Origin of the sequence: Pseudomonas sp. WS 5411 (assembly GCF_012985595.1) — a bacterium.
In the GTDB taxonomy this organism is placed as follows: Bacteria; Pseudomonadota; Gammaproteobacteria; order Pseudomonadales; family Pseudomonadaceae; genus Aquipseudomonas; species Aquipseudomonas shahriarae.
Genome location: NZ_JAARMC010000022.1, coordinates 64,486 through 87,364, shown reverse-complemented (window position 1 = coordinate 87,364; position 22,879 = coordinate 64,486). Strand labels below are relative to the sequence as shown.

Annotated in this window: 19 protein-coding genes; 11 read left to right on the top strand and 8 right to left on the bottom strand. The window is 57.7% G+C overall.

The genetic code is table 11. The annotated features are described in order from the left end of the window. The 7 genes from HBR93_RS27075 to HBR93_RS22235 all read left to right on the top strand — a co-directional run. Positions 1–920 (top strand): RHS repeat-associated core domain-containing protein (locus HBR93_RS27075; RefSeq protein ID WP_262377357.1); only part of this gene is annotated, 920 nt, incomplete at its 5' end. A 1-nt stretch (position 921) separates the two neighbouring features. After that, a complete protein-coding gene (locus tag HBR93_RS22260; RefSeq protein WP_169961079.1) occupies positions 922–1,290 on the top strand; it encodes a hypothetical protein in 369 nt (122 codons plus the stop codon). 100 nt (positions 1,291–1,390) lie between these two features. Further along, on the top strand, positions 1,391–1,678 hold the full coding sequence (locus HBR93_RS22255; protein ID WP_169961078.1) for a hypothetical protein: 288 nt from the start codon (positions 1,391–1,393) through the stop codon (positions 1,676–1,678). A gap of 514 nt (positions 1,679–2,192) precedes the next feature. Then, positions 2,193–2,459: a hypothetical protein gene (locus HBR93_RS27070; protein WP_262377356.1), complete on the top strand. Its 267-nt coding sequence runs from the start codon at positions 2,193–2,195 to the stop codon at positions 2,457–2,459. Positions 2,460–3,037: 578 nt separating this feature from the next. Further along, entirely contained in the window at positions 3,038–3,346 is a 309-nt protein-coding gene (locus HBR93_RS22245) for a polymorphic toxin type 47 domain-containing protein (protein WP_120733481.1), read from the top strand. A 1,190-nt stretch (positions 3,347–4,536) separates the two neighbouring features. After that, the gene (locus HBR93_RS22240; protein ID WP_233100817.1) at positions 4,537–5,292 is read left to right on the top strand and encodes a peptidase E; all 756 of its coding nucleotides are present in this window, start codon (positions 4,537–4,539) and stop codon (positions 5,290–5,292) included. Positions 5,293–5,420: 128 nt separating this feature from the next. Next, on the top strand, positions 5,421–5,969 hold the full coding sequence (locus tag HBR93_RS22235) for a dihydrofolate reductase family protein (RefSeq protein WP_169961080.1): 549 nt from the start codon (positions 5,421–5,423) through the stop codon (positions 5,967–5,969). 71 nt (positions 5,970–6,040) lie between these two features. On the opposite strand, the gene cysS is transcribed toward HBR93_RS22235, so the two are convergent. Both cysS and HBR93_RS22225 read right to left on the bottom strand, forming a co-directional pair. Beyond that, on the bottom strand, positions 6,041–7,423 hold the full coding sequence (gene cysS / locus HBR93_RS22230) for a cysteine--tRNA ligase (protein WP_057441584.1): 1,383 nt from the start codon (positions 7,421–7,423) through the stop codon (positions 6,041–6,043). A 21-nt stretch (positions 7,424–7,444) separates the two neighbouring features. Then, positions 7,445–9,145, bottom strand: a complete 1,701-nt coding sequence (locus tag HBR93_RS22225; protein WP_057960030.1) for a glutamine--tRNA ligase/YqeY domain fusion protein — start codon at positions 9,143–9,145, stop codon at positions 7,445–7,447. A gap of 247 nt (positions 9,146–9,392) precedes the next feature. On the opposite strand from HBR93_RS22225, the gene HBR93_RS22220 reads away from it, so the two are divergent. After that, positions 9,393–9,896 carry a peptidylprolyl isomerase gene (locus tag HBR93_RS22220; RefSeq protein WP_057441582.1) on the top strand — a complete coding sequence of 168 codons (504 nt, stop codon included), beginning with the start codon at positions 9,393–9,395 and terminating at the stop codon, positions 9,894–9,896. Further along, entirely contained in the window at positions 9,893–10,642 is a 750-nt protein-coding gene (gene lpxH / locus HBR93_RS22215; protein WP_115128487.1) for a UDP-2,3-diacylglucosamine diphosphatase, read from the top strand. Before HBR93_RS22220 ends, lpxH begins: the two co-directional genes overlap by 4 nt. 136 nt (positions 10,643–10,778) lie before the next feature. Here lpxH and HBR93_RS22210 read toward each other — a convergent pair whose 3' ends face one another. The 6 genes from HBR93_RS22210 to HBR93_RS22185 all read right to left on the bottom strand — a co-directional run bounded on the left by HBR93_RS22210 (position 10,779) and on the right by HBR93_RS22185 (position 20,311). Further along, positions 10,779–12,308: a DHA2 family efflux MFS transporter permease subunit gene (locus HBR93_RS22210; protein ID WP_169961077.1), complete on the bottom strand. Its 1,530-nt coding sequence runs from the start codon at positions 12,306–12,308 to the stop codon at positions 10,779–10,781. Beyond that, on the bottom strand, positions 12,308–13,510 hold the full coding sequence (locus HBR93_RS22205; RefSeq protein ID WP_115128488.1) for an HlyD family efflux transporter periplasmic adaptor subunit: 1,203 nt from the start codon (positions 13,508–13,510) through the stop codon (positions 12,308–12,310). Before HBR93_RS22205 ends, HBR93_RS22210 begins: the two co-directional genes overlap by 1 nt. Positions 13,511–13,551: 41 nt before the next feature. Further along, positions 13,552–14,025, bottom strand: coding sequence for a MarR family transcriptional regulator (locus HBR93_RS22200; RefSeq protein WP_057441577.1), 474 nt, complete (start codon positions 14,023–14,025; stop codon positions 13,552–13,554). A 172-nt stretch (positions 14,026–14,197) separates the two neighbouring features. After that, positions 14,198–17,872 carry a translocation/assembly module TamB domain-containing protein gene (locus HBR93_RS22195; protein ID WP_169961076.1) on the bottom strand — a complete coding sequence of 1,225 codons (3,675 nt, stop codon included), beginning with the start codon at positions 17,870–17,872 and terminating at the stop codon, positions 14,198–14,200. Then, positions 17,869–19,596, bottom strand: coding sequence for an autotransporter assembly complex family protein (locus HBR93_RS22190; RefSeq protein WP_169961075.1), 1,728 nt, complete (start codon positions 19,594–19,596; stop codon positions 17,869–17,871). The genes HBR93_RS22195 and HBR93_RS22190 overlap by 4 nt, the downstream gene beginning before the upstream one ends. 64 nt (positions 19,597–19,660) lie before the next feature. Next, the gene (locus HBR93_RS22185) at positions 19,661–20,311 is read right to left on the bottom strand and encodes a GNAT family N-acetyltransferase (protein ID WP_057441572.1); all 651 of its coding nucleotides are present in this window, start codon (positions 20,309–20,311) and stop codon (positions 19,661–19,663) included. A 188-nt stretch (positions 20,312–20,499) separates the two neighbouring features. On the opposite strand from HBR93_RS22185, the gene xthA reads away from it, so the two are divergent. Both xthA and HBR93_RS22175 read left to right on the top strand, forming a co-directional pair. Next, on the top strand, positions 20,500–21,312 hold the full coding sequence (xthA, locus tag HBR93_RS22180; protein ID WP_057441571.1) for an exodeoxyribonuclease III: 813 nt from the start codon (positions 20,500–20,502) through the stop codon (positions 21,310–21,312). A gap of 198 nt (positions 21,313–21,510) precedes the next feature. Continuing rightward, positions 21,511–22,851: a phosphate ABC transporter substrate-binding/OmpA family protein gene (locus tag HBR93_RS22175; RefSeq protein WP_115128490.1), complete on the top strand. Its 1,341-nt coding sequence runs from the start codon at positions 21,511–21,513 to the stop codon at positions 22,849–22,851. Positions 22,852–22,879 lie beyond the last annotated feature (28 nt).

Below are 22,879 nucleotides of genomic sequence, written 5' to 3'. Positions count from 1 at the left end.
GCTATGACCCGTTTGGGCGGCGCATCGCTAAAGTGATCAATGGCAAGACCACCGAGTTTTTCTGGCAAGGCGACAAAGTCATCGCCGAGCACACGGCGGGGCAGCATCGCAGCTATCTCTACGAGCCGGATAGCTTCAGGCCGCTGGCCTTGCTGGAAGGGTTTGGTCCGGCCAATACCCAGGCGTACCACTACCAGCTGGACCACCTGGGTACACCGCAGGAACTGACGAATACGGACGGCAAAATCGTCTGGTCAGCCCATTACCAAGCCTACGGAAAAATCACCCGGCAGGACGAGAGCACCGTCGATAACCCGCTGCGTTTTCAGGGGCAATATTTCGACCGGGAAAGCGGGCTGCACTACAACCGGCATCGCTACTACAATCCGGATAACGGACGCTACCTGACGCCCGACCCGGTGAAGTTGGCGGGTGGGGTGAACGGGTATTTGTATGTGCCCAACCCTACGGGGTGGGTGGATCCGTTGGGGTTGAATACGTGTCCGGGCGAAAGCGGGTGTAAACCAGCCGTTCGTATCGAAGACCCTACATCGCAAATAGAAGCCGACCACAACTCACCTGCTATACCGAATGCTTACACCCACTTCCCTTCTGATCCAAATGACTTTACCGAGGCTTTAGGCGTACAGCCAAAGATTTCAACAACAAAACACAGTACCCAACGAATGGAATGGAGGCCTAATACAGATACCCGCATTAGATTTGAAAGCCACCCGGGAGATCCTGGCCCTTTTAGTCCAAGACATCACGGCAACCACTATCACATTGAGCTTAAGCCGAATGACTTAAGCTGGAAGCAATCTGAAAAACAAAATACGCTACTGAAGGTCACCCCTGAAAATTATCAGCCCGGGCACGGAACTGGGTTTCTACCGGGCGAAAAACATCCAGGATCTTAAGATGAAGAAATTTCCCGTTTCAGACGGAACAATAGAAAAACTAATATGCGATAGAAGCACGCTATCAATAGAGTTTTCAGATTGGCAGGAGCAGCTATGGCTAATAACCTTCCACAAACTAATCGCCTTCCAAGGGATAGGTGCGATCGGATCTGAAATATCCGAAATGTACGAAACCACTGACACGCCTCTCTCAGTAGAGGCAACACGAGTAGATCCAAACGAGACAGGGACAAGTTATTGCTTCACATCCAGTGACGGATGCGATGTGATATTTACAGTAATTGCAGGTAGCTATACCGCTGAAAAACTTGACTACACACACAACACATACACTACCAAACGTAAAAAACGGAACGATTCTATTTGATCGCAAGCCGATGCAATAATAGCTCCCCTTTACTCCCCCAAAAAAACAAAACCATGAACATTGACAACCCAGCAATTAAAGCACCACTACAGAAAATAAGATGATTGTAAAAATACTAAGTATATTTTCTCATCACGAAAAATCTTATGTTAATTATGAGACATCTGCCGGACGTGGTGTAGCAACGTGGATAGGCCCGACACCGAAAATCGGAGAGTATATTGATGTCGAATTCGACCTGAATGATATTTTTTGTTGGAAACATAATATTACCCGACCACCCCAGCATGAGGAAAAAACAGAGATCACAGACAGCATTACCTACATAATTGCAGAACTGACCTTAGGAAATGATGATAATTGCGCAGCCCTACGCATTGGATCTTAAACAATCCTTATAGACCTGAAAGAAAAGCCCGACCATACTCCAAAGCATGTAAACTTAAAAACAACAAACATTTCACTTTACCCAACAGACGTCTAGACGAGAGCCACTCACTTGAAAGTCAATACTTTAATGTGCCCAGTATCGACAGCCTTGTCCAGAACCTGCATATCAGCGATAAAAGTGACGGAAATATTTAATCCCTAGCCAATAAAAAATAAGTCCGTCATTAATGCGCCCCCTTAACTTGTGCGCCCGAATTAAGCCAACCACTAAGGCGTGATGCTCGGTAAACGCTTATAGTCGTTATCTGTGCACTTTGTTAAATAGATCCGCCCCCTTTTCGCATTATATAATATGGGCACCATCGGGCGTCTGCAGCAAGGCGAACACATACACTTGTCACCATAAGACTGATTGACAATATAGAAAACCACCACACCTCATTTAGCAGCATCAATGACGTAGTGAACTCCTCAAAAATCGCTGGACCAGATAGGCTAGAAAGGTCAAGAAAATGAAAACTCAGACGCTAGAAGACCTAATCAGCGAATACTTAGAGGAAGTTGAAAAGGCAACCAACTTACTTGAATTATCTTTTGGTACAAAAAATATCTTAGGACTGTGGCGTTCAAAAAAAATCCCGCTGCGCGGAAAGCTCAGCGATGACGCAACGTACGAACTACATGGAATCGGCTGTAGGGTTTACATATCCGAGAAATGTATTGACTTCGATTACGGCCCCGACGGTCGAATTGATGGCTTCGACTCATGGAGACTTTAAATTTACGCATGCGAAGTTCCAAAAAAATACAAAAAATACACTAACAAGACGACGCTCGAGCGAGAGTTCAGCGAGTACGTAGAAAAAGGAAAAGCAAAGAAAATTCAGGGCTCAACTTCCAACTTATTTTTCCAGAAACCTTGATAAAAACCGGAACAAAAGGAACGAACCTATTTAATCGCTAGTAAATTTAGTAATAGGCCCACCATTGCCCACTATGAATCAACACCAAAACGCGTTGAGCGGCGGCAAACGGCCATTGCTCCCGCAGGGCGCTAAATAGATCCGTTCCTTTAACCAACTACCGGAAGGGTTATATATCAATCCCCTCTCAGATATTTCCGACAGCGTTTTAGGGTTGCCACTGGGAAGACACCCCCCATAATCTTCGGCAGTCGCTGCAAATTCAGCGACCGGGTTTCGCAGCCCGATAAAAGTGACGGACATATTTAATTCCTAGCCAATAAAAAACAAGCCCGTCATTAATGCCCCCCTTAAGTAGTGTGTCTGAATGAAGCCAACCACTAAGGCCTGGTGCTCGGCAAACAATTATAGTCGTTATCTTTACACTTTGTTAAATAGATCCGCCCCCTTTTCGCAAGGCATTTCGCCGGATAGGGGTCTCCAAGGACGATTACAGCGTGACCAAGTGGGGAAAGGACAAATACGGAAAAACCTTCCCAACCGAGTGGCGTGTACAGAAAGGGCCAAACAGAGGAACGGAAGTCAACATTGATGACCCAACGCTTGTTTCTAGCAAAAAAGGTCCTCAATCACCTCATATTGGTTACCAAACTGCCGGAAAAAGGGCAGGTGGTGGTGCAGTAAGGGGCCATATACTTTTAGAGTTACTTCCAGTTAGCCGCTCAAGAATCGGAGAACCATGATGAATTATCTAGAAGAAGAATTAGACGAAACTATAAACACGTTGAAAATCTCCTCAAAGAAGCTCAATTCTGAAGAGATCGCAACATTAATATCCACCTTAACCAAAAAATACTTTAAAACAGAAAAAAATGTACTAGATCCAGTCGATTTCAACGAGAAATGCACCGAGCACAACCCTGACTTTTGGAAGGAAATACCAGACCGCATAAAAAAAACGACCTCATACTTTTGGTTTTTGACACGGGTCACAGAGCATGGAAACTCGAAAACGCACAAGACCTTGCGCTGTTAATAAGCGAAACAACTGGTTACCCGTTCTGGGTCACCGATCATGATCTATCGTTTTTGGTTCATCTGGATGACCATGATTGCGTGCTCTGGGCTTAAAAACCAAAGTGACATACAGTACGGGACGAATCTATTTGATGGCGAGTCGATGCAGTAGTAGATCCGCCATTGATCGCCTATGCCCCCTGAGTTTGTGTGCTTGGATAAACCATCCACTACGGCGTGATGAGCGAAATGGCTCTCACGCAAACGTCTAGTAGGGAAAGAAAAAAGGGCCCCACTATCTGTTCCAAGGTTCTGCAGAATCAGTTCTCAAAATAAACAGAAGGTTTGCGAAAAAATGAGCTATCTAAAACTGAAGAAGCAAAGCTAATTGATGAAATACAAAAAAATTCACGTTCGCAGGAAGCAAGATAGATTCAAGCACTGTAAAAACTTCCGTCAATCTAAACATTCTAGACAGACTCGAAGCTTTGGCTCATATCTCAGAAGCCCTTAGCCATTTAAATATTAATAATGTGTGCTTTTCAGGGGGTTCCGTTATAGATCACGCTTATGTCGTTCAAATTGACGATATTAGAGAAGTAATTGACATATTTTCTGAAATCCCCCAACACACCTATTTTTTTCCTGAAAACCTATGCTGGATTGCCTGCATCACATTTGAAGGTGACCTCGACTATGTGGATCTTAGGCCCACTGACTGTTCCCCCCCTCCCCCCTCTCAATAGAGGCGACACGAATAGATCCGAGGAACAAACCATTTGACCGCCATTAACCGCAACGAGGCTGCGATGGCGGTGCCTCACACAGTATAAATACTGGCAGCGCCGCCGCCATCGCAGCCTCGCTGGGGCTCGACAGCTCCCACCTTTGATCTTTGCTACCTTGAGCAATGTGTTTGAATGATATTTTCCCAGTGTTCAAATACCTTGAAAAAGCTGAAATTCAGGACGAGGTAGAGGTCGTGATGGATAAATCCATAATTGTTATTGGTGGCGAGTCAGCCGAGGAAATGACCTGCATGACTCGCATTGACGAACACATCGTCGCACTATCGGGCAAAGCACGTCCCACCGTTCTCTATATCTCCACAGCCAATGGCGATGACCGCCTGAAAATTTCCGACTTCATCACCAAATACGAAAGTATCGGTTGCACCGTCACCTGCTTGACGTTTTTTATTCCGCCGTTTCCCGACGCTGGCTATATTGCATCGTTGTTTGAACAGGCCGACATTGTTTATGTAGCAGGCGGGAATACGCGCGCCATGTTAGCTATCTGGCGAGAATTTGGTGTAGTTGGCTTGCTAAGGAAGGCATGGGAAAGTGGCAAGGTGCTTTGTGGTGTCAGTGCCGGAGCCATTTGCTGGTTCGACTACGGCCACTCCGACTCAGGGGGAGCCTTCGCCCTGATCGACGGCCTGGGTTTACTTCCCGGCGCGCTGTGTCCGCACTTCAGCTCAGAGGCAGGAAGAGCAGAATCATTTGTTGAGCTTGTGAAGCTTAAGGGTGTGCACCCTGCTTACGCAGCCGACGACGGGGTCGCCCTGCATTTCAAGAATAACCAACACTATGAAACGATCCGTAATGACGCAAAAAGTAGCGCTTATGAAGTCAGTCCGGCGCCGCCTTATCTAAGGTTGCTATCTGAGTAGAGGCCGACGTACGACTGAGCAACCTTGCCCTGCAAACCACCACGTCGCTCCGCCATTCGCCGCCAACGTGCAGGCGCTAAAGTGATACCGTCTTGATTCCACTTGATAAAAAAGGAGTTTTACCACCCATGAGGATCAAATGTTCCGTCTTTATCGCAGCAAGCATTGACGGTTTTATTGCCCGGCCAGATGGGGATATTGAGTGGCTGCACCGACCGGAATATGAAAGTTCGGGCTTGAATGGCATCACTTATGAAAGCTTCATCGCAACAGTCGACGGGTTGGTCATGGGGCGCAAGACCCTGGAAAAAGTACTGTCCTTTCCAGAGTGGCCCTATGAGGGCACGCCGGTCATAGCGCTTTCTCACAAGACCTTAGAGATTCCTGCGCACCTACAGGGCAAGGTGGAGGTGTTGGCCGCCGATGTGAGCACGCTCGTCGACCAACTGGCCGAGCGCGGCATGAAACATCTTTATATCGACGGCGGCCAGACCATCCAGGCATTTCTTGAAGCAGGCCTGCTCAGTGAGTTGATCATCACCCGCATTCCGATTCTGCTGGGCCAGGGAGTTCCCTTGTTCAGTCACGTCGGTCGTGAATGTGAGCTTCGCCACATCGCTACCTGTACCTCGGACAATGGCTTTGTCCAGAGCCGGTATGCCATCGAGCAGCGTTGACTCGCAACACCGCCACAAACAAAAACGCCCCGAACCAGTCGGGGCGTTTTTATTCATGCAGGCATCAGCCGTCAGTCAGCCAAGCGCCAGGTCGTCCCGCCCTTGCCGTCTTCCAATACCACGCCCATGGCGGTGAGTTGGTCGCGGATGCGGTCGGATTCTGCCCAGTCCTTGTTGGCACGGGCATTCAGGCGGGCCTGGATCAAGGCGTCGACTTCGGCTGCGTCCACACGCCCTTCGGCGCCGGCTTGCAGGAAGTCGTCCGCTTCCATTTGCAACACGCCCAGCACGCTGGCCAGTTCCTTGAGGCGTGCCGCCAGGCCGGCCGCTGCGGCGAGATCGCTCTCGCGCAGGCGGTTGATCTCGCGGACCATCTCGAACAGTACGGCGCAGGCTTCGGGGGTGCCGAAGTCGTCGTTCATCACGGTAGTGAAGCGTTCAACAAACGCCTCGCCACCGGCCGGCGCCACAACCGGCAGGCCTTTCAACGCGTGGTAGAACCGCTCCAGGGCGCCCTTGGCGTCCTTGAGGTTGTCTTCCGAGTAGTTGATGGCACTGCGGTAATGGCTCGATACCAGCAGATAACGCACAACCTCTGGGTGGTACTTTTCCAGCACGTCGCGGATGGTGAAGAAGTTGTTCAAGGACTTGGACATCTTCTCGCCATTGATGCGAATCATGCCGCAATGCATCCACGCGTTGGCGTAGGTCTTGCCGGTGGCCGCTTCGCTTTGGGCGATTTCGTTTTCGTGGTGCGGGAACTCAAGATCGCTGCCGCCGCCATGAATGTCGAACGTCTCGCCCAGGCAGCAGGTGGACATCACCGAGCATTCGATGTGCCAGCCCGGACGCCCGGCGCCCCAGGGTGATTCCCAGCTCGGCTCGCCGGGCTTGGTGCCTTTCCACAGCACGAAGTCCAGCGGGTCTTGCTTGGCTTCGTCGACTTCGATGCGGGCGCCGATGCGCAGGTCTTCGATTTTCTTGCGCGACAGCTTGCCGTAGCCCATGAACTTGGCGACGCGGTAGTACACGTCGCCATTGCCCGGGGCGTAGGCGTAGCCCTTGTCGATCAAGGTCTGGATCATCGCGTGCATGCCCGGGATATGGTCCGTGGCGCGCGGCTCCATGTCTGGTTTGAGGATATTGAGGCGCGCCTCGTCCTCGTGCATGGCGGCGATCATGCGCTCGGTCAGCGCGTCGAACGACTCGCCGTTTTCATTGGCGCGATTGATGATCTTGTCGTCGATGTCGGTGATGTTGCGCACGTACGTCAAGTCGTAGCCGCTGAAACGCAACCAGCGGGTCACCAGGTCGAAAGCAACCATGCTGCGGCCGTGGCCGATGTGGCAGTAGTCGTACACGGTCATGCCGCACACGTACATGCGCACCTTGTTGCCGTCCAGCGGCTTGAAGACTTCTTTGGTCTTGCTGAGCGTGTTGTAGATCGTTAGCACGATGTTTCCCTTAAGACTTGATCACTGGCCCCACGAATCACGCAAGGTCACGGTACGGTTGAATACCGGCTGACCAGGTTTCGAGTCCTTGATATCCGCGCAGAAGTAGCCTTCGCGCTCGAACTGGAAACGGTCTTCCGGTTGTGCGTCGCCCAAAGACGGTTCGGCACGACAACCCGTAAGTACTTGCAGGGAGTCAGGGTTGATGTTGTCCAGGAAGCTGGCGCTGTCTTCGGCCTTCTCGGGATTAGGCGAGCGGAACAGGCGATCGTACAGGCGCACTTCGCACTCGACGCTGGCCGCGGCCGGTACCCAGTGCACCACGCCTTTGACCTTGCGGCCTTCAGGGTTCTTGCCCAGGGTTTCAGGATCGTAGGAGCAACGCAGTTCGACGATGTTGCCATCGGCGTCCTTGATGGCTTCGTCGGCACGGATCACGTAGCTGCCACGCAGGCGCACTTCGCCGTTCGGCTCCAGGCGCTTGTAGCCCTTGGGCGGCTCTTCCATGAAGTCATCGCGGTCGATGTAGATTTCACGGGCGAACGGCAGCTTGCGCACGCCCAGTTCTTCTTTTTGCGGGTGACGCGGCAGTTCGAGGTGCTCGACCTGGTCTTGCGGGTAGTTGGTGATCACGACTTTCAACGGACGCAGCACGCACATGGCGCGTGGGGCGTTCGCGTCGAGGTCCTGACGGATGCTGAACTCGAGCATGCCGTAGTCAACCACGCCGTCGGAGCGGTTGGTGCCGACCATGTCGCAGAAATTGCGGATCGACGCCGGGGTGTAGCCACGACGGCGGAAGCCCGACAGGGTCGACATGCGTGGGTCGTCCCAGCCATGTACGTGCTTCTCATCGACCAACTGCTTGAGCTTGCGCTTGCTGGTGATGGTGTAGTTCAGGTTCAGGCGGCTGAATTCGTACTGACGCGGGTGCGCCGGCACCGGCAGGCTGTCGAGGAACCATTCGTACAGCGGGCGATGGCTTTCGAACTCCAGGGTGCAGATGGAGTGGGTAATGCCTTCGATGGCGTCCGACTGACCGTGGGTGAAGTCATAGTTGGGGTAGATGCACCACTTGTCACCGGTCTGGTGGTGATGGGCGTGGCGGATGCGGTACATGATCGGGTCGCGCAGGTTCATGTTCGGCGAGGCCATGTCGATCTTGGCCCGCAATACACGGGCGCCGTCCGGGAACTCGCCGTCGCGCATGCGGGTGAACCAGTCCAGGTTCTCTTCTACCGAACGGTCGCGGAACGGGCTGTTCTTGCCCGGCTCGGTCAAGGTGCCACGGTATTCCTTGGCCTGCTCAGGCGTCAGGTCGTCGACGTAGGCCTTGCCAGCCTTGATCAGTTCCACGGCCCAGTCGAACAACTGGTCGAAATACTTGGAGGCGTAGCGCACTTCACCGGACCATTCGAAGCCCAGCCACTTGATGTCGCTTTCGATGGCGTCGATGTATTCCTGGTCTTCCTTGGCCGGGTTGGTGTCGTCGAAACGCAGGTGCGTTACGCCACCGAACTCCTGGGCCAGGCCGAAGTTCACACAGATCGACTTGGCGTGGCCGATATGCAGGTAACCGTTGGGCTCAGGTGGGAAACGGGTGACGATCTGCGTGTGCTTGCCCGAATCCAGGTCCGCCTGGATGATCGGGCGCAGGAAATTGACCGGGACGGCAGGTCCGGCCTTGGAATTCGAGGTAGGGTCGACAGTGGGCTTGCTCATAGGATCCTTGAACAGACAGGTACGTGGCCGGGTCGGGCCAGACAAACAAAGGGCTTATCATAGCCGATGCCGTCAAGCACCTGACAGGGCATGGCCAAAAACTGCTGCATTTATTGCATGGGCGGTAAAAAACCACCTCGAAATTCCTGACAGGCACGCTAAACTGCGCGCCTTGGCCGCAGTTTAGCCAACCCGGTAAGGTGCCCAGGCGTCCGAACCCACGAATTCCCTGAAAAGAGTAATGAACATGACTCAAGTCAAACTGACCACCAACCACGGTGACATCGTCATCGAGCTGAACGCCGAGAAAGCGCCGATCACCGTCGCCAACTTCATCGAGTACGTTAACGCCGGCCACTACGAAAACACTGTTTTCCACCGTGTCATCGGCAACTTCATGGTCCAGGGCGGCGGTTTCGAGCCTGGCATGAAAGAAAAGAAAGACAAGCGTCCAAGCATCCAGAACGAAGCGGACAACGGTCTTTCCAACGACAAGTACACCGTCGCCATGGCCCGTACCATGGAGCCGCATTCGGCCTCCGCGCAGTTCTTCATCAACGTGGCTGACAACGGTTTCCTCAACCACAGCGCCAAGACCGTACAGGGTTGGGGCTACGCGGTATTCGGTAAAGTCACCGAAGGCACCGACGTCGTGGACAAGATCAAGGGTGTTTCCACCACTACGAAAAGCGGTCACCAGGACGTACCAGCAGAAGACGTGATCATCGAGAAAGCCGAGATCGTTGCGTGATATTGCTGATTTCAGACTTGCATCTGGAAGAGGAGCGCCCGGACATTACCCGGGCGTTTCTGGATTTACTCCACGGCCGCGCCCGTGGCGCGCAAGCGTTGTACATCCTGGGGGACTTTTTCGAAGCCTGGATTGGTGACGATGGCATGACCCCGTTCCAGCGTTCGATTTGCGCGGCTCTACGTGAGCTGAGCGACAGTGGCACCCAAGTATTCCTGATGCACGGCAACCGGGATTTCCTGATCGGCAAGGCGTTCTGCAAAGCCGCAGGCGCAACGTTGCTCAAGGACCCTACCGTCGTGCAGCTGTATGGCGAGCCCGTGCTGTTGATGCACGGCGACAGCCTGTGTACCCGCGACCTCGGCTATATGAAGCTGCGGCGCATCCTGCGTAATCCCATCGTGCTGTTTATCCTGTGCCACCTGCCCTTGCGCACCCGCCATAAACTGGCGCACAAGCTGCGCAGCGAAAGCCGTGCCCAGGTACGCATGAAGGCCAACGATATTGTCGATGTAACGCCCGAGGAAGTGCCACGGGTGATGCAAGCCTTCGGCGTGCGCACCCTGGTCCACGGCCACACCCACCGCCCGGCCATTCACAAGTTGCAGATTGGCGAGCAGGCGGCCAAGCGCATTGTGCTGGGGGATTGGGACAAGCAGGGTTGGGCGTTGCAGGTGGATGAGCAAGGGTTTCAACTGGCGGCGTTTGACTTCATCAATCCGCAGTTGGCGTTGCCTGGCGCCTGACTTGCAAACAACACGAAGCAAATGTGGGAGCGGGCTTGCTCGCGATAGCGGCGTGTCAGTCGACAATTTAGGTGACTGACACACCGCTATCGCGAGCAAGCCCGCTCCCACATTTTTAACCGCGAACACGTCAAGATCAGTGCCCTGATGCCGCCGGCCCCGCCTTCGCAGTAAACGGCGGCTTGGCCAGCCACACCAACAGGATCAAGCCCATGAACATCCACCCCAGCAGCGTGAAGTAATCCACGGTGGACATCATGTACGCCTGGCTGGTGAGGATCTGGTCCAGTTGCGCGTAGGCCTTGTGCCCCGCACCGCCCAGGGTGTTCAGCGCATCGCGGGTAGCCGAGTCGTACACGCTCATACTCTCGCTCATATAGGTATGGTGCTGGTCCGCGCGGCGAATCCAGATCCAGGTGGTGAGCGATGCCGCAAAGCTGCCGCCCAGGGTCCGCAGGAAGGTCGCCAGGCCTGCGCCGTCGGCGATCTGGTGCGGCGGCAGGTCGGACATCAGGATGCTCAAGGTCGGCATAAAGAACAGCGCCACGCCGATGCCCATGAACAGCTGCACCAGGGCGATATGCTGGAAGTCCACTTCATTGGTGAAGCCGGCGCGCATGAAGCAGCTCAGGCCGATCGCCAGGAACGCCAGGCCGGCCAGCAGCCGCAAGTCGAACTTGTGCGCGTACTTGCCGACAAAGGGCGACATCAGCACCGGCAGGATGCCGATCGGCGCCACCGCCAGCCCGGCCCAGGTCGCGGTGTAGCCCATCTGCGTCTGCAGCCATTGCGGCAGGATCAGGTTGATACCAAAGAACCCGGCGTAGCCCAGCACCAAGACGATGGTGCCGATGCGGAAGTTGCGATGGGCGAACAGGCGCAGGTTGACCACCGGGTGCTTGTCGGTCATTTCCCAGATCACAAACACCGCCAGGGCGATCACCGAAATGGCCGCGCCGATGATGATGAAATTGGATTCGAACCAGTCCAGGTCATTGCCCTTGTCGAGGATGATCTGCAAGGCACCGACCCCGACGATCAAGCTCAGCAGCCCGACATAGTCCATCGGCTGATGACTGGTGACCACCGGGCGTTTCTTGAGCTGCGCACGCACCACCATCACCGCAAATATCCCGATGGGCACGTTGATAAAGAAGATCCACGGCCAGCTGTAGCTGTCGGTAATCCAGCCGCCGAGAATAGGCCCGGCAATGGGCGCGACCACCGTGACCATTGCCAGCAACGCCAAGGCCATGCCGCGCCTGGCGGGGGGATAGACCGCAATCAGCAAGGTTTGGGTCATTGGATACAACGGGCCCGCCACCAAGCCTTGCAGCACGCGAAAGCCGATCAACTCGGGCATCGAGGTGGAGACACCACACAGGAACGAGGCCAGCACAAACAGGACGGTCGCCCACAAAAACAGCTTCACCTCACCAAAGCGCCGGCTCAACCAGCCGGTCAATGGCAGCGCAATGGCATTGCTTACGGCAAAAGAGGTGATGACCCAGGTGCCCTGCTCCGAACTCACCCCCAGGTTGCCGGAAATGGTCGGCAGCGCCACGTTGGCGATAGTGGTGTCGAGCACCTGCATAAAGGTCGCCAGGGACAGGCCAATGGTGGCCATCAGCAAGCTGGGTGGCGTAAACGAGGCGTTATTGCTCATCAGCGTTGTGCTGCCTTGGGCGCGGCCACGCTGTTGTCATGGATCAACTGGGTGATCATCGCGTCGGCCTCGGCCAACTGGCGGTCATACACGGTGGTGGTGAACGAGGCTTTTTGCGGCGGTTGTTGCGCCAGTACCGGGCCACTCTGGTCGTGCAGATTGACTTCCACCTGGGTCGACAAGCCCACCCGCAACGGGTGCTGGGCCAACTCCTGGGCATTGATATGGATGCGCACCGGAACCCGCTGCACGATCTTGATCCAGTTGCCGGTGGCGTTCTGGGCCGGCAGCAAGGCAAAGGCGCTGCCGGTACCGGCGCCGAGGCTGTCGACGGTGCCGCTGTACTTCACGTCGCTGCCGTAGAGATCGGCCTCGATATCCACCGGCTGGCCAATGCGCATCTGGCGCAGTTGGGTTTCCTTGAAGTTGGCGTCGATCCAAAGTTGGTCCAGGGGAATCACCGCCATCAACGCGGTACCCGGCTCGACCCGCTGGCCCAGTTGCACGGTGCGCTTGGCGACGTAGCCGGTGACCGGTGCGATCAGGGTGCTGCGCGCATTGGTCAGGTAGGCCTGGCGCAGTTGCGCGGCAGCGGCCTGCACATCCGGGTGGGACGAAATCACCGTGTCATCCACCAACGCAGTGGAGGTATTGAGTTGCTGTTGCAGGTTGGCCAGTGAGTTGCTCGCCGCACTCAGGGCGTCGCGGGCGTGGGACAGTTCTTCCAGGGAAATCGCGCCGCCCTGGGCGAGGATTCTGCGGCGGTTGAAGTTGTCCTGGGCGGTTTGCACCTGGGCTTTTTGCGCCTGTACCTGGGCTTTCATGCCATCCACATTGCTGTACAAGCCACGCACCTGGCGTACCGTGCGCGCCAGGTTGGCCTGGGCACTTTGCAGGCCGACGGCGGCGTCGTTGGGGTCGAAGTTGATCAGCACCTGGCCTTCGTGGACCAGGTCGCCATCGTCGGCGCCAATGCTGACCACGGTACCGGTGACCAGCGGGGTGATTTCCACCACGTTGCCATTCACGTACGCATCGTCGGTACTTTCGCTCCAACGGCCATACAGCTCGTGCCAGCCCCACACGCCCAGGACGCAAAGGACGACGATCAGCGCCAGGCCCAGCAACATGATTTTGCGTTTGCGCGGGTTGCCGTCGTTGGGTTGGGAGTGTGCGGTGTTGTTTGCTTGGGCAGTAGCCATGACAAGTACCTTGCGTTATTCAGCGCGCGTGACTGGCGTGTTCATTGAGTCCCGACCCGCTGCAACGTGATGGGATCACCCGCAGCGATCAGGATTTTCTTCAGGATGTGCTCCAGGGTCTGCAACTCCCCCGGTTCGAGTGCGCCAGCCAACTGGTTCAGGGCCTGGGCGCCGATCTGCGGCAGCATGTCCGCCAGGCGCTGGCCTTCTGCAGTCAGCACCAGTTGCACCTGGCGCCGGTCCTGCTCGGAGCGCTTGCGCGCCAGCAGGTCTTTTTGCTCCAGGCGGTCGAGCATGCGAGTCATCGAGCCACTGTCCAGGGACAGGTTGCGGCACAGCTCCGCCGGGGTATCGACGCCGAACTGGGCCATGATGATCAACACCTTGAACTGCGCGGCAGTGATGCCGTGGGGTTCCATATGGGTGTCGATGATGCGGTCCTTGAGAATCGCGGCGCGCCCCAGCAACAGCCCGAGATGGCAGTTATGGAAGTTTTCCGGGGTGAAGTGTTCCATCGGGAGTCACCTTATTACTGCCTAGGCAGTGAATGTGTGACGAAATATTACTGCCTAGGCAGCGAATGTCAAATAAATAGTTAGGTTGCTTGGTAATCAGGCGCTGAATGCACCCCAAAAAAATGGTGGGAACTGGCAAGCCAGCTCCCACCATTTGATGTGCCTTTAACCGTCAGAAATCCCGCTTGTAGAAGATATCCAATGAACTGGCCACGCCGCTGGCCACTTCCAGGTACACCCTCTTGCTCAGCAGGTAACGCAAGGCAATGGTGCTGGCCGGTTCGAACACCCCGACCCCGTAACGCAGGCTGAGTTTCTCGGTGATCTTGCCGCTGGCCACCACTGCCGTGTTGGTGCCGCTGCCCTGGGTGTCCAGCTCAAAGTCCTGGATCCCCAGGTTCTTGGCAATGTCCGAGGTCACGCCGGCACTGCCCATCAAGCCCAGGCCCAGTGCCGCTTGCGCCAGCATATTGTTGTCTTCGCCGGTGGTGCTCAACGGACGGCCCAGCACCAGGTAGGACAGCGCCTGCTCCTGGCTCATGGCCGGCTCCGAGAAAATCTGCGTGGTCGGCTGCTCGGCACTGCCGCTCAGGCGGATACCGGCGATCACGTCGTTGGTCTTGCGGATGGCTTCGATATCCAGGTATGGCTGGTCCAGCGGCCCGGCGAACAGCAGGCGCGCACGCCGCACATCCAGCCTCTGGCCATAGGCGCGGTAGCGCCCGTCGTTGAGCCACAGCTCGCCACGGGTGTCCAGGTTATCGCCGATATGCACCTGGCCCTGGACCTTGGCGGTCAGGCCGAAACCGGCAAAGTTGAGCTGGTCCTCGCCCACGACCACGTTGATGTCCATGGCGATGGCCATCGGCGGCTTACCCTCTTCGGTCTGGCTGCCGACGATCACCGTGTCATCCGAGACCTTGACCGTCGATGGCGGCAGTTCGCGCACAGTGATATCACCGCGCGGGATGTGCACATTGCCGGCAATCGCCAACTTGTCGTCCTTGAGCGTGATCTTCAAGTCAGGCGCCACTTCCAGTTCGGCGTAGGGCTCGACCGTGACCGGCAATTGCGAGCCTTGCAGGCTGAGGTCAACGGCCAGGGCCCGGCCCCAGTCGATCTGCCCCTTGAGGCTGCCCTGCCCGGCCTTGCCACTGCGCCAGCCGCCGTTGAGCTGCACGCTTTCGCCGGCGATCAGGGCCTGCACGTTCAGGCCTTCAAGGCTGATGGGCAGTTCGGGCCCGGAAATCTCGCCGGCGATCAGGTTGACGTTGCCGTTGACCTGCGGCGCCAACAAGCCGCCGGAGATGCGCCCGCTGCCATTGAGCTTGCCATTGAGTTTTTCCACCATCGGCACAAACGGCCGCGCTACCGCCAGGTCCAGGCCGGTAAGGCTGAAGTTGCCGGAGATCGGCTTGTTTTTCGCCAGCGGGTTGATCTGCGCCTGCAGCAGCAACTCGCCGAGCTTGCCACCGCGGAAATTCAGCTGGGTATCAATGCGCGTGGGGTTGAGCGTGGTGTCCAGTTTGAGGGTGTCGTAGGGGAAGTCCAGCCACTGGTCCTTGTCCTTGACCCGCAACGTGCCGCCACTGGCATCCACCGCGATCAGGCCTTTAGGGCCGCTGGCCGGCAGGTCGAGCTGGATATCGGCGTTGAGTTTGCCTTGCCAGGCGAAATCCTTGGGCAGCCACTGCGCCAGGCTGTCGATGGGGAACTGCTTGAGGTGATAACGCAGCTTGGGATCGGGCATCAGTCGCTGGTCTTCGCCACACAGGCTGGCGGGCCCGGAGACCCAGCAATGGGCAGCGAAGGTCAGCTTGCCATCGGCCATGCGCTCGATTTTCGCCGGGGCCTGCAGCTTCCAGTCCTGGCCCCCGGCCTGCACCTCGCCACTGGCCAGGCGCCCGCGCCAGTTACCCTTGTCGAGCGTGCCGTCCAGGGCCAGGGCCAGTTTGACCAGGGGGCCCATGAGGTCCAGTTGGACTTTCTGGTTTTTGATGTCGCCCTGGGCGCTGGCGGTCAAGGTACCGAGCTGGGTATCCCCGGCCTGGATGCCGGTGCCCTTGAGGTCGATCTTCGCCCGTTGTGCGTTATCAAGCGTGGCGTCCAGGGTGAGGGCTTGCAGGCGGTTATCTTCAAACACCAGTTGCTGGCCCTTGAGGTCGAGCTTGCCCTGGGGCGCCTTTAGAGTACCGGCCACATCGAGTCGACCGTTGACCTGCCCACGCAGCTGCGGCCACAGCTGGGCCAGGCGTGCGAGCTTGATATCGATCTGCCCGGCCAGGCGCTGTTGCAGGCTGCCGCTGCCATTGATGCGGTTGTCACCCAGGCGGATATCCAGGTTGGCCAGGGTCCACTGCTCGCCCGCGCCTTCGGCCTTGGCGGCCAGCACCGCCGTTTGGCCGCGCAAGCGGCCCTTGAGGTCAAGGTCGGCGTTGAGCTTGAGTTGTTCGTTCTTGAACTCGCCCTTGCTGCGCAGCGGCCCGGCCAGGGTACCGGGCAACTCTGCGACCCAGTACGCCGGGTTCAACGCCGACAGGTCCAGCGCCGTATCCCAGGCGATGCCCTCGGCAAATTGCAGGTTCAAGTGCCCTTCGGCCTTGCCCTGGCCAGCGGTCAATTTCAGCTCGGGCAGGAACACTTGCTTGAGGTCGCCACTGAACGGCGTGACCAGGCTGAATTTGCCGGCCGGGCCATCGAGGTCGGCCTTGAGATTGCCCAGGTAGTTGCCGTCCTTATAGGACACTTCACCGTTGAAGGTGCGTAGCACCACTTGCGGCTCGTCAATCAGCGGATACAGGCGATGCCAGGGGAAGTCCAGCCAGTCGATTTTTGCGTCTGCGCTGAAGCCCTGCTGCCAATCCAGTTGGGCGCTGAGCTTGAGGCTTTGCTTGTCCCCGGCATTCAGGTCCAGGCCGGCGAGCTGCGCGCCCTTGGCATCGACCCGGCCTTGCAGCAACAGGTCAACCGGGCCCTTTTCTGCGGGTAATACAGCCTTGCCCAGCAACTGATAGCCCTTGCCCAGGTCGCCCTTGGCAGTCAGGTCCAGTTGGTTGAGCTGCAAGGTGTCCGGCAAGTCGGCGGCAGGTTTGAAGCCATCGGCGGTGATGCGCAACTCTGCTGGCAGGTTCTCGACCAGGGGTTGCAGCTCGCCGCTAAGTTTGGCCGGCAGGTAGCCCGTGCTGTCGGCGTCGAGCTTGAGGGTCTTGAGCAGATCACCGGTCACGTTCAGCGCCACCGTCCACGGCGCGCCGCCCGGGGCATAGGGCAGGCTCAGGTTGCCAGTCACGGTCAACGGCCAATCGCCCGCGGGGTGCAGCATACCGCTGAGATCCAGCACCAGGTCGTCACGTTGCAGATGTACCGCGTTGATCTGCATGCCCTCGGCTGTCCAGTGCGCGGCCAATTGCAGGCCCTTGAGTTCTTCGCTGCCGTTGAACAGCAGGCTGCCGACGCGCACGTCGCCCAGTTCGATCGCCACGGGCAGGTTCAAGTCCGGCAGGGTAATCGGGCCGCTGCTGTCTTCGGTGCTGGGTGGCAATTGCAGGCTGATCTGCTCCACGTCCAGTTGCCGGATGCACAGGGTCATGCGCAGCAGGCACGCCGGCGACCAGTCGAATTTGGGGGCATTGAGCTCTACGCGGCTGCTGTCTTGTTGCCACAGCACCTGGTCGGCGCTCCATTGCCCACCCAAACGGCCCTGGAAGTTTTCCACGCTCAACCCCGGGACTTGGCCGAGGGCCCAGCGACTGCCGACTTGCGTACCCAGTACGCTCCACACCGCCAGCGGCACCAAGGCAACGACCGCTGCCACACTCAGACCCGCTATTTTCAAACCACGCTTCACAGCTCAGGCCCCATGGAAAAGTGCAAACGAATGCCGCCCGGATCTTCCAGGGCATGGGCCAGGTCAAGACGAATCGGGCCGACCGGAGACACCCAGCGCACGCCGACGCCGACCCCGGTTTTCAGGCTTGGCAACTCAAGGGTGTTAAAGGAGTTGCCCTGGTCGACAAAGGTCGCGATCCGCCATTTTTCGGCGATGGAATATTGATACTCGGCGCTCAAGGCCACCATGTAGCGGCCACCGATGCGGTCGCCCTTGTTGTTTTCCGGGGACAGGGTCTGGTACTCATAGCCACGCACACTTTGGTCGCCACCGGCAAAGAAACGCAGGGACGGCGGCACCGACTTGTAGCCGTTGGTGGCGCTGCCGCCAAACTGCGCGCGGCCGAGGAAACGGTGCTTGTCCCACACGGTGGTCAAGCCCTTGATCATCGCAGTGCCGTACAGCAGGTTGGTGTCAGAGCCCAGCCCTTCCTTGGCCACCTTGGTATCGAACTGCAGGCGATAGCCATTATGCGGGTCGATGCGGTTATCGCTGCGCAGGTAGGAATAGCTGATACCGGGCATCAGCAAATTGCTCAAGCCGGAGTCGTCCCCCAGGCGATATTCTTCGCGCTGCCATTTGAGCGAGATCACCCGTGTCCAGCCGCTGGGCAATTTGCTGTGCCATTCCGGGCCGAGGGTGAGCAGCTTGCTGAGGGTGTCGGTATTGGCCAGCTCTTCATTCTGATAGCCGCCGGCAAAACGCAGCTTGTCGGTGAGCGGCGGATCAAGGGGAATGTCGTACCACAGGCCGACGTTCTGCCGGGGCGCCGACAACTCGGCCTCCCAGCCATAGCTGTGCCCCTGGGGGTTGACCCAGTGCCGTGTCCAGTTGGCCTTGCCACGCGGGCCGACGTCAGTGGAAAAACCCAGGCCCAGGCCCATGGTACGCGGTTTACGGGTTTCCAGTTGGACCGCCACCGGGATCACATCATTGGCCGCCGCTGCCGGGGCGGCATCCACGCGCACGCCCTCGAAATAGCCGCTCGATTGCAGGGCCTGGTTCAGTTCGGCGATCAGTTCGGAATCGTAGGGCGCGCCACTCTTGAACGGCACCATGCGTTGCAACAGCTCTTCATCAAAGGGGGTATCGCCGGCAAAGTTGACCTTGCCGAGGGTGTAGCGCGGGCCGCTGTCGTAGACCAGTTCGATATCGGCCACGCCCGCCTGGGGGTCGACGGACAGTGTCTGACGAGTGAAGCGGCCACTGAAATAGCCGAAGCGCGAGGCCTGGTTCTGGATCAGGCGCTTGGCGTCTTCGTAATGGCCATGGTTGAGTACGGCGCCGGACTTGAGGTCTTTGCTGTCGGGCACACGGAAGGATTTGAGCTCGGCCGCCGGGCCGTCGACGCGAATCGTGACATTGCGTAAATGCACCGGTTCGCCGGGGTCGATGCTGAGGAACAGGCGCGGATTCTTGCCGGGCTTTACCTCACTGGCAATCTGCGGCTGATAAAAGCCCAGTGCCTGGGCGGCCTTGCGCGCCTGCTCCTCGGCACCGCGACTGAAGCGCTGCAAGGCCTCTTCGTCACGCTCGCCAACCCCGCCGATATAGCCTTCGATATTGGCCTTCAGCGCATCGTTTGAAGGCTTGACCCGCACGTCCAGTTCGCTTTGTGCCAAGGCGCCGCAGCTTGTGAACAGCAGGATCAAGCCGCTGGTAATTTTATTTGGAAACTTCATAGGCGCGGATGCTACACGAGCTGAGGAGCACCTTAGAACCTGGAATTGTCTGAATAATTCTGGGTTAAGGCGTTGCAGGTTGTAACACCTGGGGATTCGGGTGAAAAAACACATGCTCCAGAATGGGTCCTACAGCCACCTCTGCCACTTCGGCATACCCCTGGCGTTTGTAGAACTCTAGGTACAGCGGATTGCCGGTATCCAGCACCACCCCTTGTGAATGCGGGTCTTCGGCGCACCAGTTATGCACGGCTTCCAGCAGTTGTTCGCCGTAATGCTTGCCCTGGAATTGCGGGTGGACCCCCAGCAGCGGCAGCACATGCACCGACTCCGATGGCAGGCACGCCAGCACCGCCTGGTGGTATTCGAGGTAGCGCCGGGTGCACCTGAAACCGGTGCTCAGCCACATGCGCAATTGCCAGGCCCAGCTTTCCGTGATGCCCAGGCGCCGTTGCGGCGGGGCAATCAGGGCGATGCCGATCAGGCGGTCATTGACCAGCAGGCCGATGGCCGGCAGTTCCTGGAGAAAGTGCTGCTTGACCAGCTCGCGCACCGTCGCGCGGACCCGCTGCTCGTACCCTGAGCGTTCAGCTTCGAACAGGTAGGCAAAGGTCGGCTCATGCCGATAGGCGTGGTACAGCAGCGAGCGCGCTTCGCGGGAATAGCCGCTATCAAGCAGGTGCACCTGGGCAACGGCGGTCGAGGTGTCGGGCATCAGTCGTATCTCCCCTGGGCGCCACTCAAAAAGGTCGCGCTCTTATTGTTACGAGCCCGGGGCAACGGAGTCGTTCCCTGCCATTGGCTCCCTGAGAGACATTAGCAGCGCATCTGTCCTACCGCCACGCTGGCCCCCGTCCGACTTGTCGGCTAGCATCGCCCTTTTGCCAGACTGGACTGCCGACCATGAAAATCGTCTCTTTTAATATCAACGGGCTGCGCGCCCGGCCTCATCAGCTGGCGGCCCTGATCGACAAACATCAACCCGACGTGATCGGCCTGCAGGAAACCAAAGTCCACGACGAGCAGTTCCCGCTGGCCGAAGTCCAGGCCTTGGGCTATCACGTGTACTACCACGGGCAGAAAGGCCACTACGGCGTCGCCCTGCTCTCGCGCCAGGAACCGCTGGCCCTGCACAAGGGTTTTGCCAGCGACGAAGAGGATGCCCAGCGCCGCTTTATCTGGGGCACCTTCGCCGATGAACACGGCAACCCGATCACCATCATGAATGGCTATTTCCCCCAGGGCGAAAGCCGCGACCACCCGACCAAATTCCCGGCCAAGCAGCGCTTTTACGAAGATCTGCAACACCTGCTGGAGAGCCAGTTCAGCAATGACCAGGCATTGGTGGTGATGGGCGACGTGAATATTTCCCCCGAGGATTGCGACATCGGCATCGGTGCCGACAATGCCAAGCGCTGGCTGAAGACCGGCAAATGCAGCTTCCTGCCGGAAGAACGCGAGTGGATGGCACGCCTGAAGAACTGGGGCCTGACCGACAGCTTCCGTCACCTCAACCCGGACGTGGCGGATCGCTTCAGCTGGTTCGATTACCGCAGCCGCGGCTTTGAAGACGAACCCAAGCGTGGCCTGCGGATCGACCTGATCATGGCCTCCAACGGCCTGTTGCCACGGGTCAAGGATGCGGGTGTGGACTATGAGTTGCGCGGCCTGGAAAAACCGTCGGACCATGCGCCGATCTGGCTGGAACTGAGCTGATCTTTGCGACCACACCATAAAATGTAGGAGCTGGCTTGCCTGCGATGGCGCTGGGGCAGTCGATAGATATGTTGACTGACACACCGCCTTCGCAGGTAAGCCTGCTCCCACATTTGGACCGGCTGGGTGTCAGTCATATTTTGGCAACCTTACTGACTTAATCTGCCCGCACGTCCTTTGGCTTGAGAAGGTGCCGGCATGATGCTGCGCGTTCTGTACCTGCTGACACTTTGCAGCGTTTTTCCTCTTACAGTTTCTGCAACGCCCCTACCCTTTCCCGAACACGGCCCAGCCTTACGCATCCAGGGCTCCAACACCATTGGCGCGGCGTTGGGCCCGGCGCTGGTCAGGGGTTTGCTGGAGCAACAGGGTCTCAAGGCTGTACACAGCGAAACACCCGCCCGCCCCAACGAAGAGCGCCTCGTCGGCACCAGCCCCCAAGGCAAGCGGGTACTGGTCGAGATCGCCGCCCATGGTTCCAGCACCGGCTTTGCCGCGCTGAAACAGGCCGCGGCCGACCTGGCGGCCGCGTCACGCCCGATCAAGGACCGCGAACTGGTGGACCTCGAGCCCCTGGGTGACCTGAAAAGCCCCGGTGCCGAGCAGGTGATCGCGATTGATGGCCTGGCGATCATCCTGCACCCACGCAACCCGCTGCAGGTGTTGACCACCGAACAACTGGCGAGGATTTTCAGCGGCGAGATCAGCACCTGGGAAGCCTTGGGCGGCAGCGGCGGGAAGATCCGCCTGTATGCTCGCGATGATCAATCCGGCACCTACGACACCTTCAAGGAGCTGGTGCTCAGCCGTCGCGGTAAAACCCTCGACAGCACGGCGCAGCGCTTTGAGTCGAGCGAGCAATTGTCCGATGCAGTCAGCCAGGATCCTCAGGGGATTGGCTTTATCGGCCTGCCTTATGTGCGTCAGGCCAAGGCGGTGGCCATCAGCGATGGCGACTCCCAAGCCATGTTGCCGCAGAGCAGCCTGATCGCCACCGAAGACTACCCGCTGTCGCGCCGCTTGTTTTTCTATCTGCCGCCCAACAACAGCAATCCCTGGGCCGAAGCGCTGGTGAACTTTACCCAGAGCGCCCAAGGCCAGGCCATCGTGGCGGCCAATGGCTTTATCGCCCAGCAGGTCCAGGCCATCACCGTGCAGCCACGGGCGCCGATGCCAGCCGACTACCAGGCCATTGCCCGCGAGGCGCAGCGCCTGACGGTGAATTTTCGCTTCGAAGAAGGCAGCGCCAGCCTGGACAACAAGGCGCGCCAGGACCTCGCCCGCGTGGTGGCTTATATAGATAGCCACGATAAACGGGACAAGCGTGTCACGCTGGTGGGGTTTGGTGACGCCAAGGATGATCCGCAACGCGCCGACCTGCTGTCCAAGTTGCGGGCAATGGCGGTACGCCGGGAGTTGGTCAAAAGTGGTGTGGTGTTGCGCGATATTCGCGGCTTCGGCGCCGAGATGCCGGTAGCGGCGAATACCGTGGATGAGGGGCGGATCAAGAATCGCCGGGTGGAGGTATGGGTTTATTGAAACCTGAAGACGGGTGTGGATTGGCCCA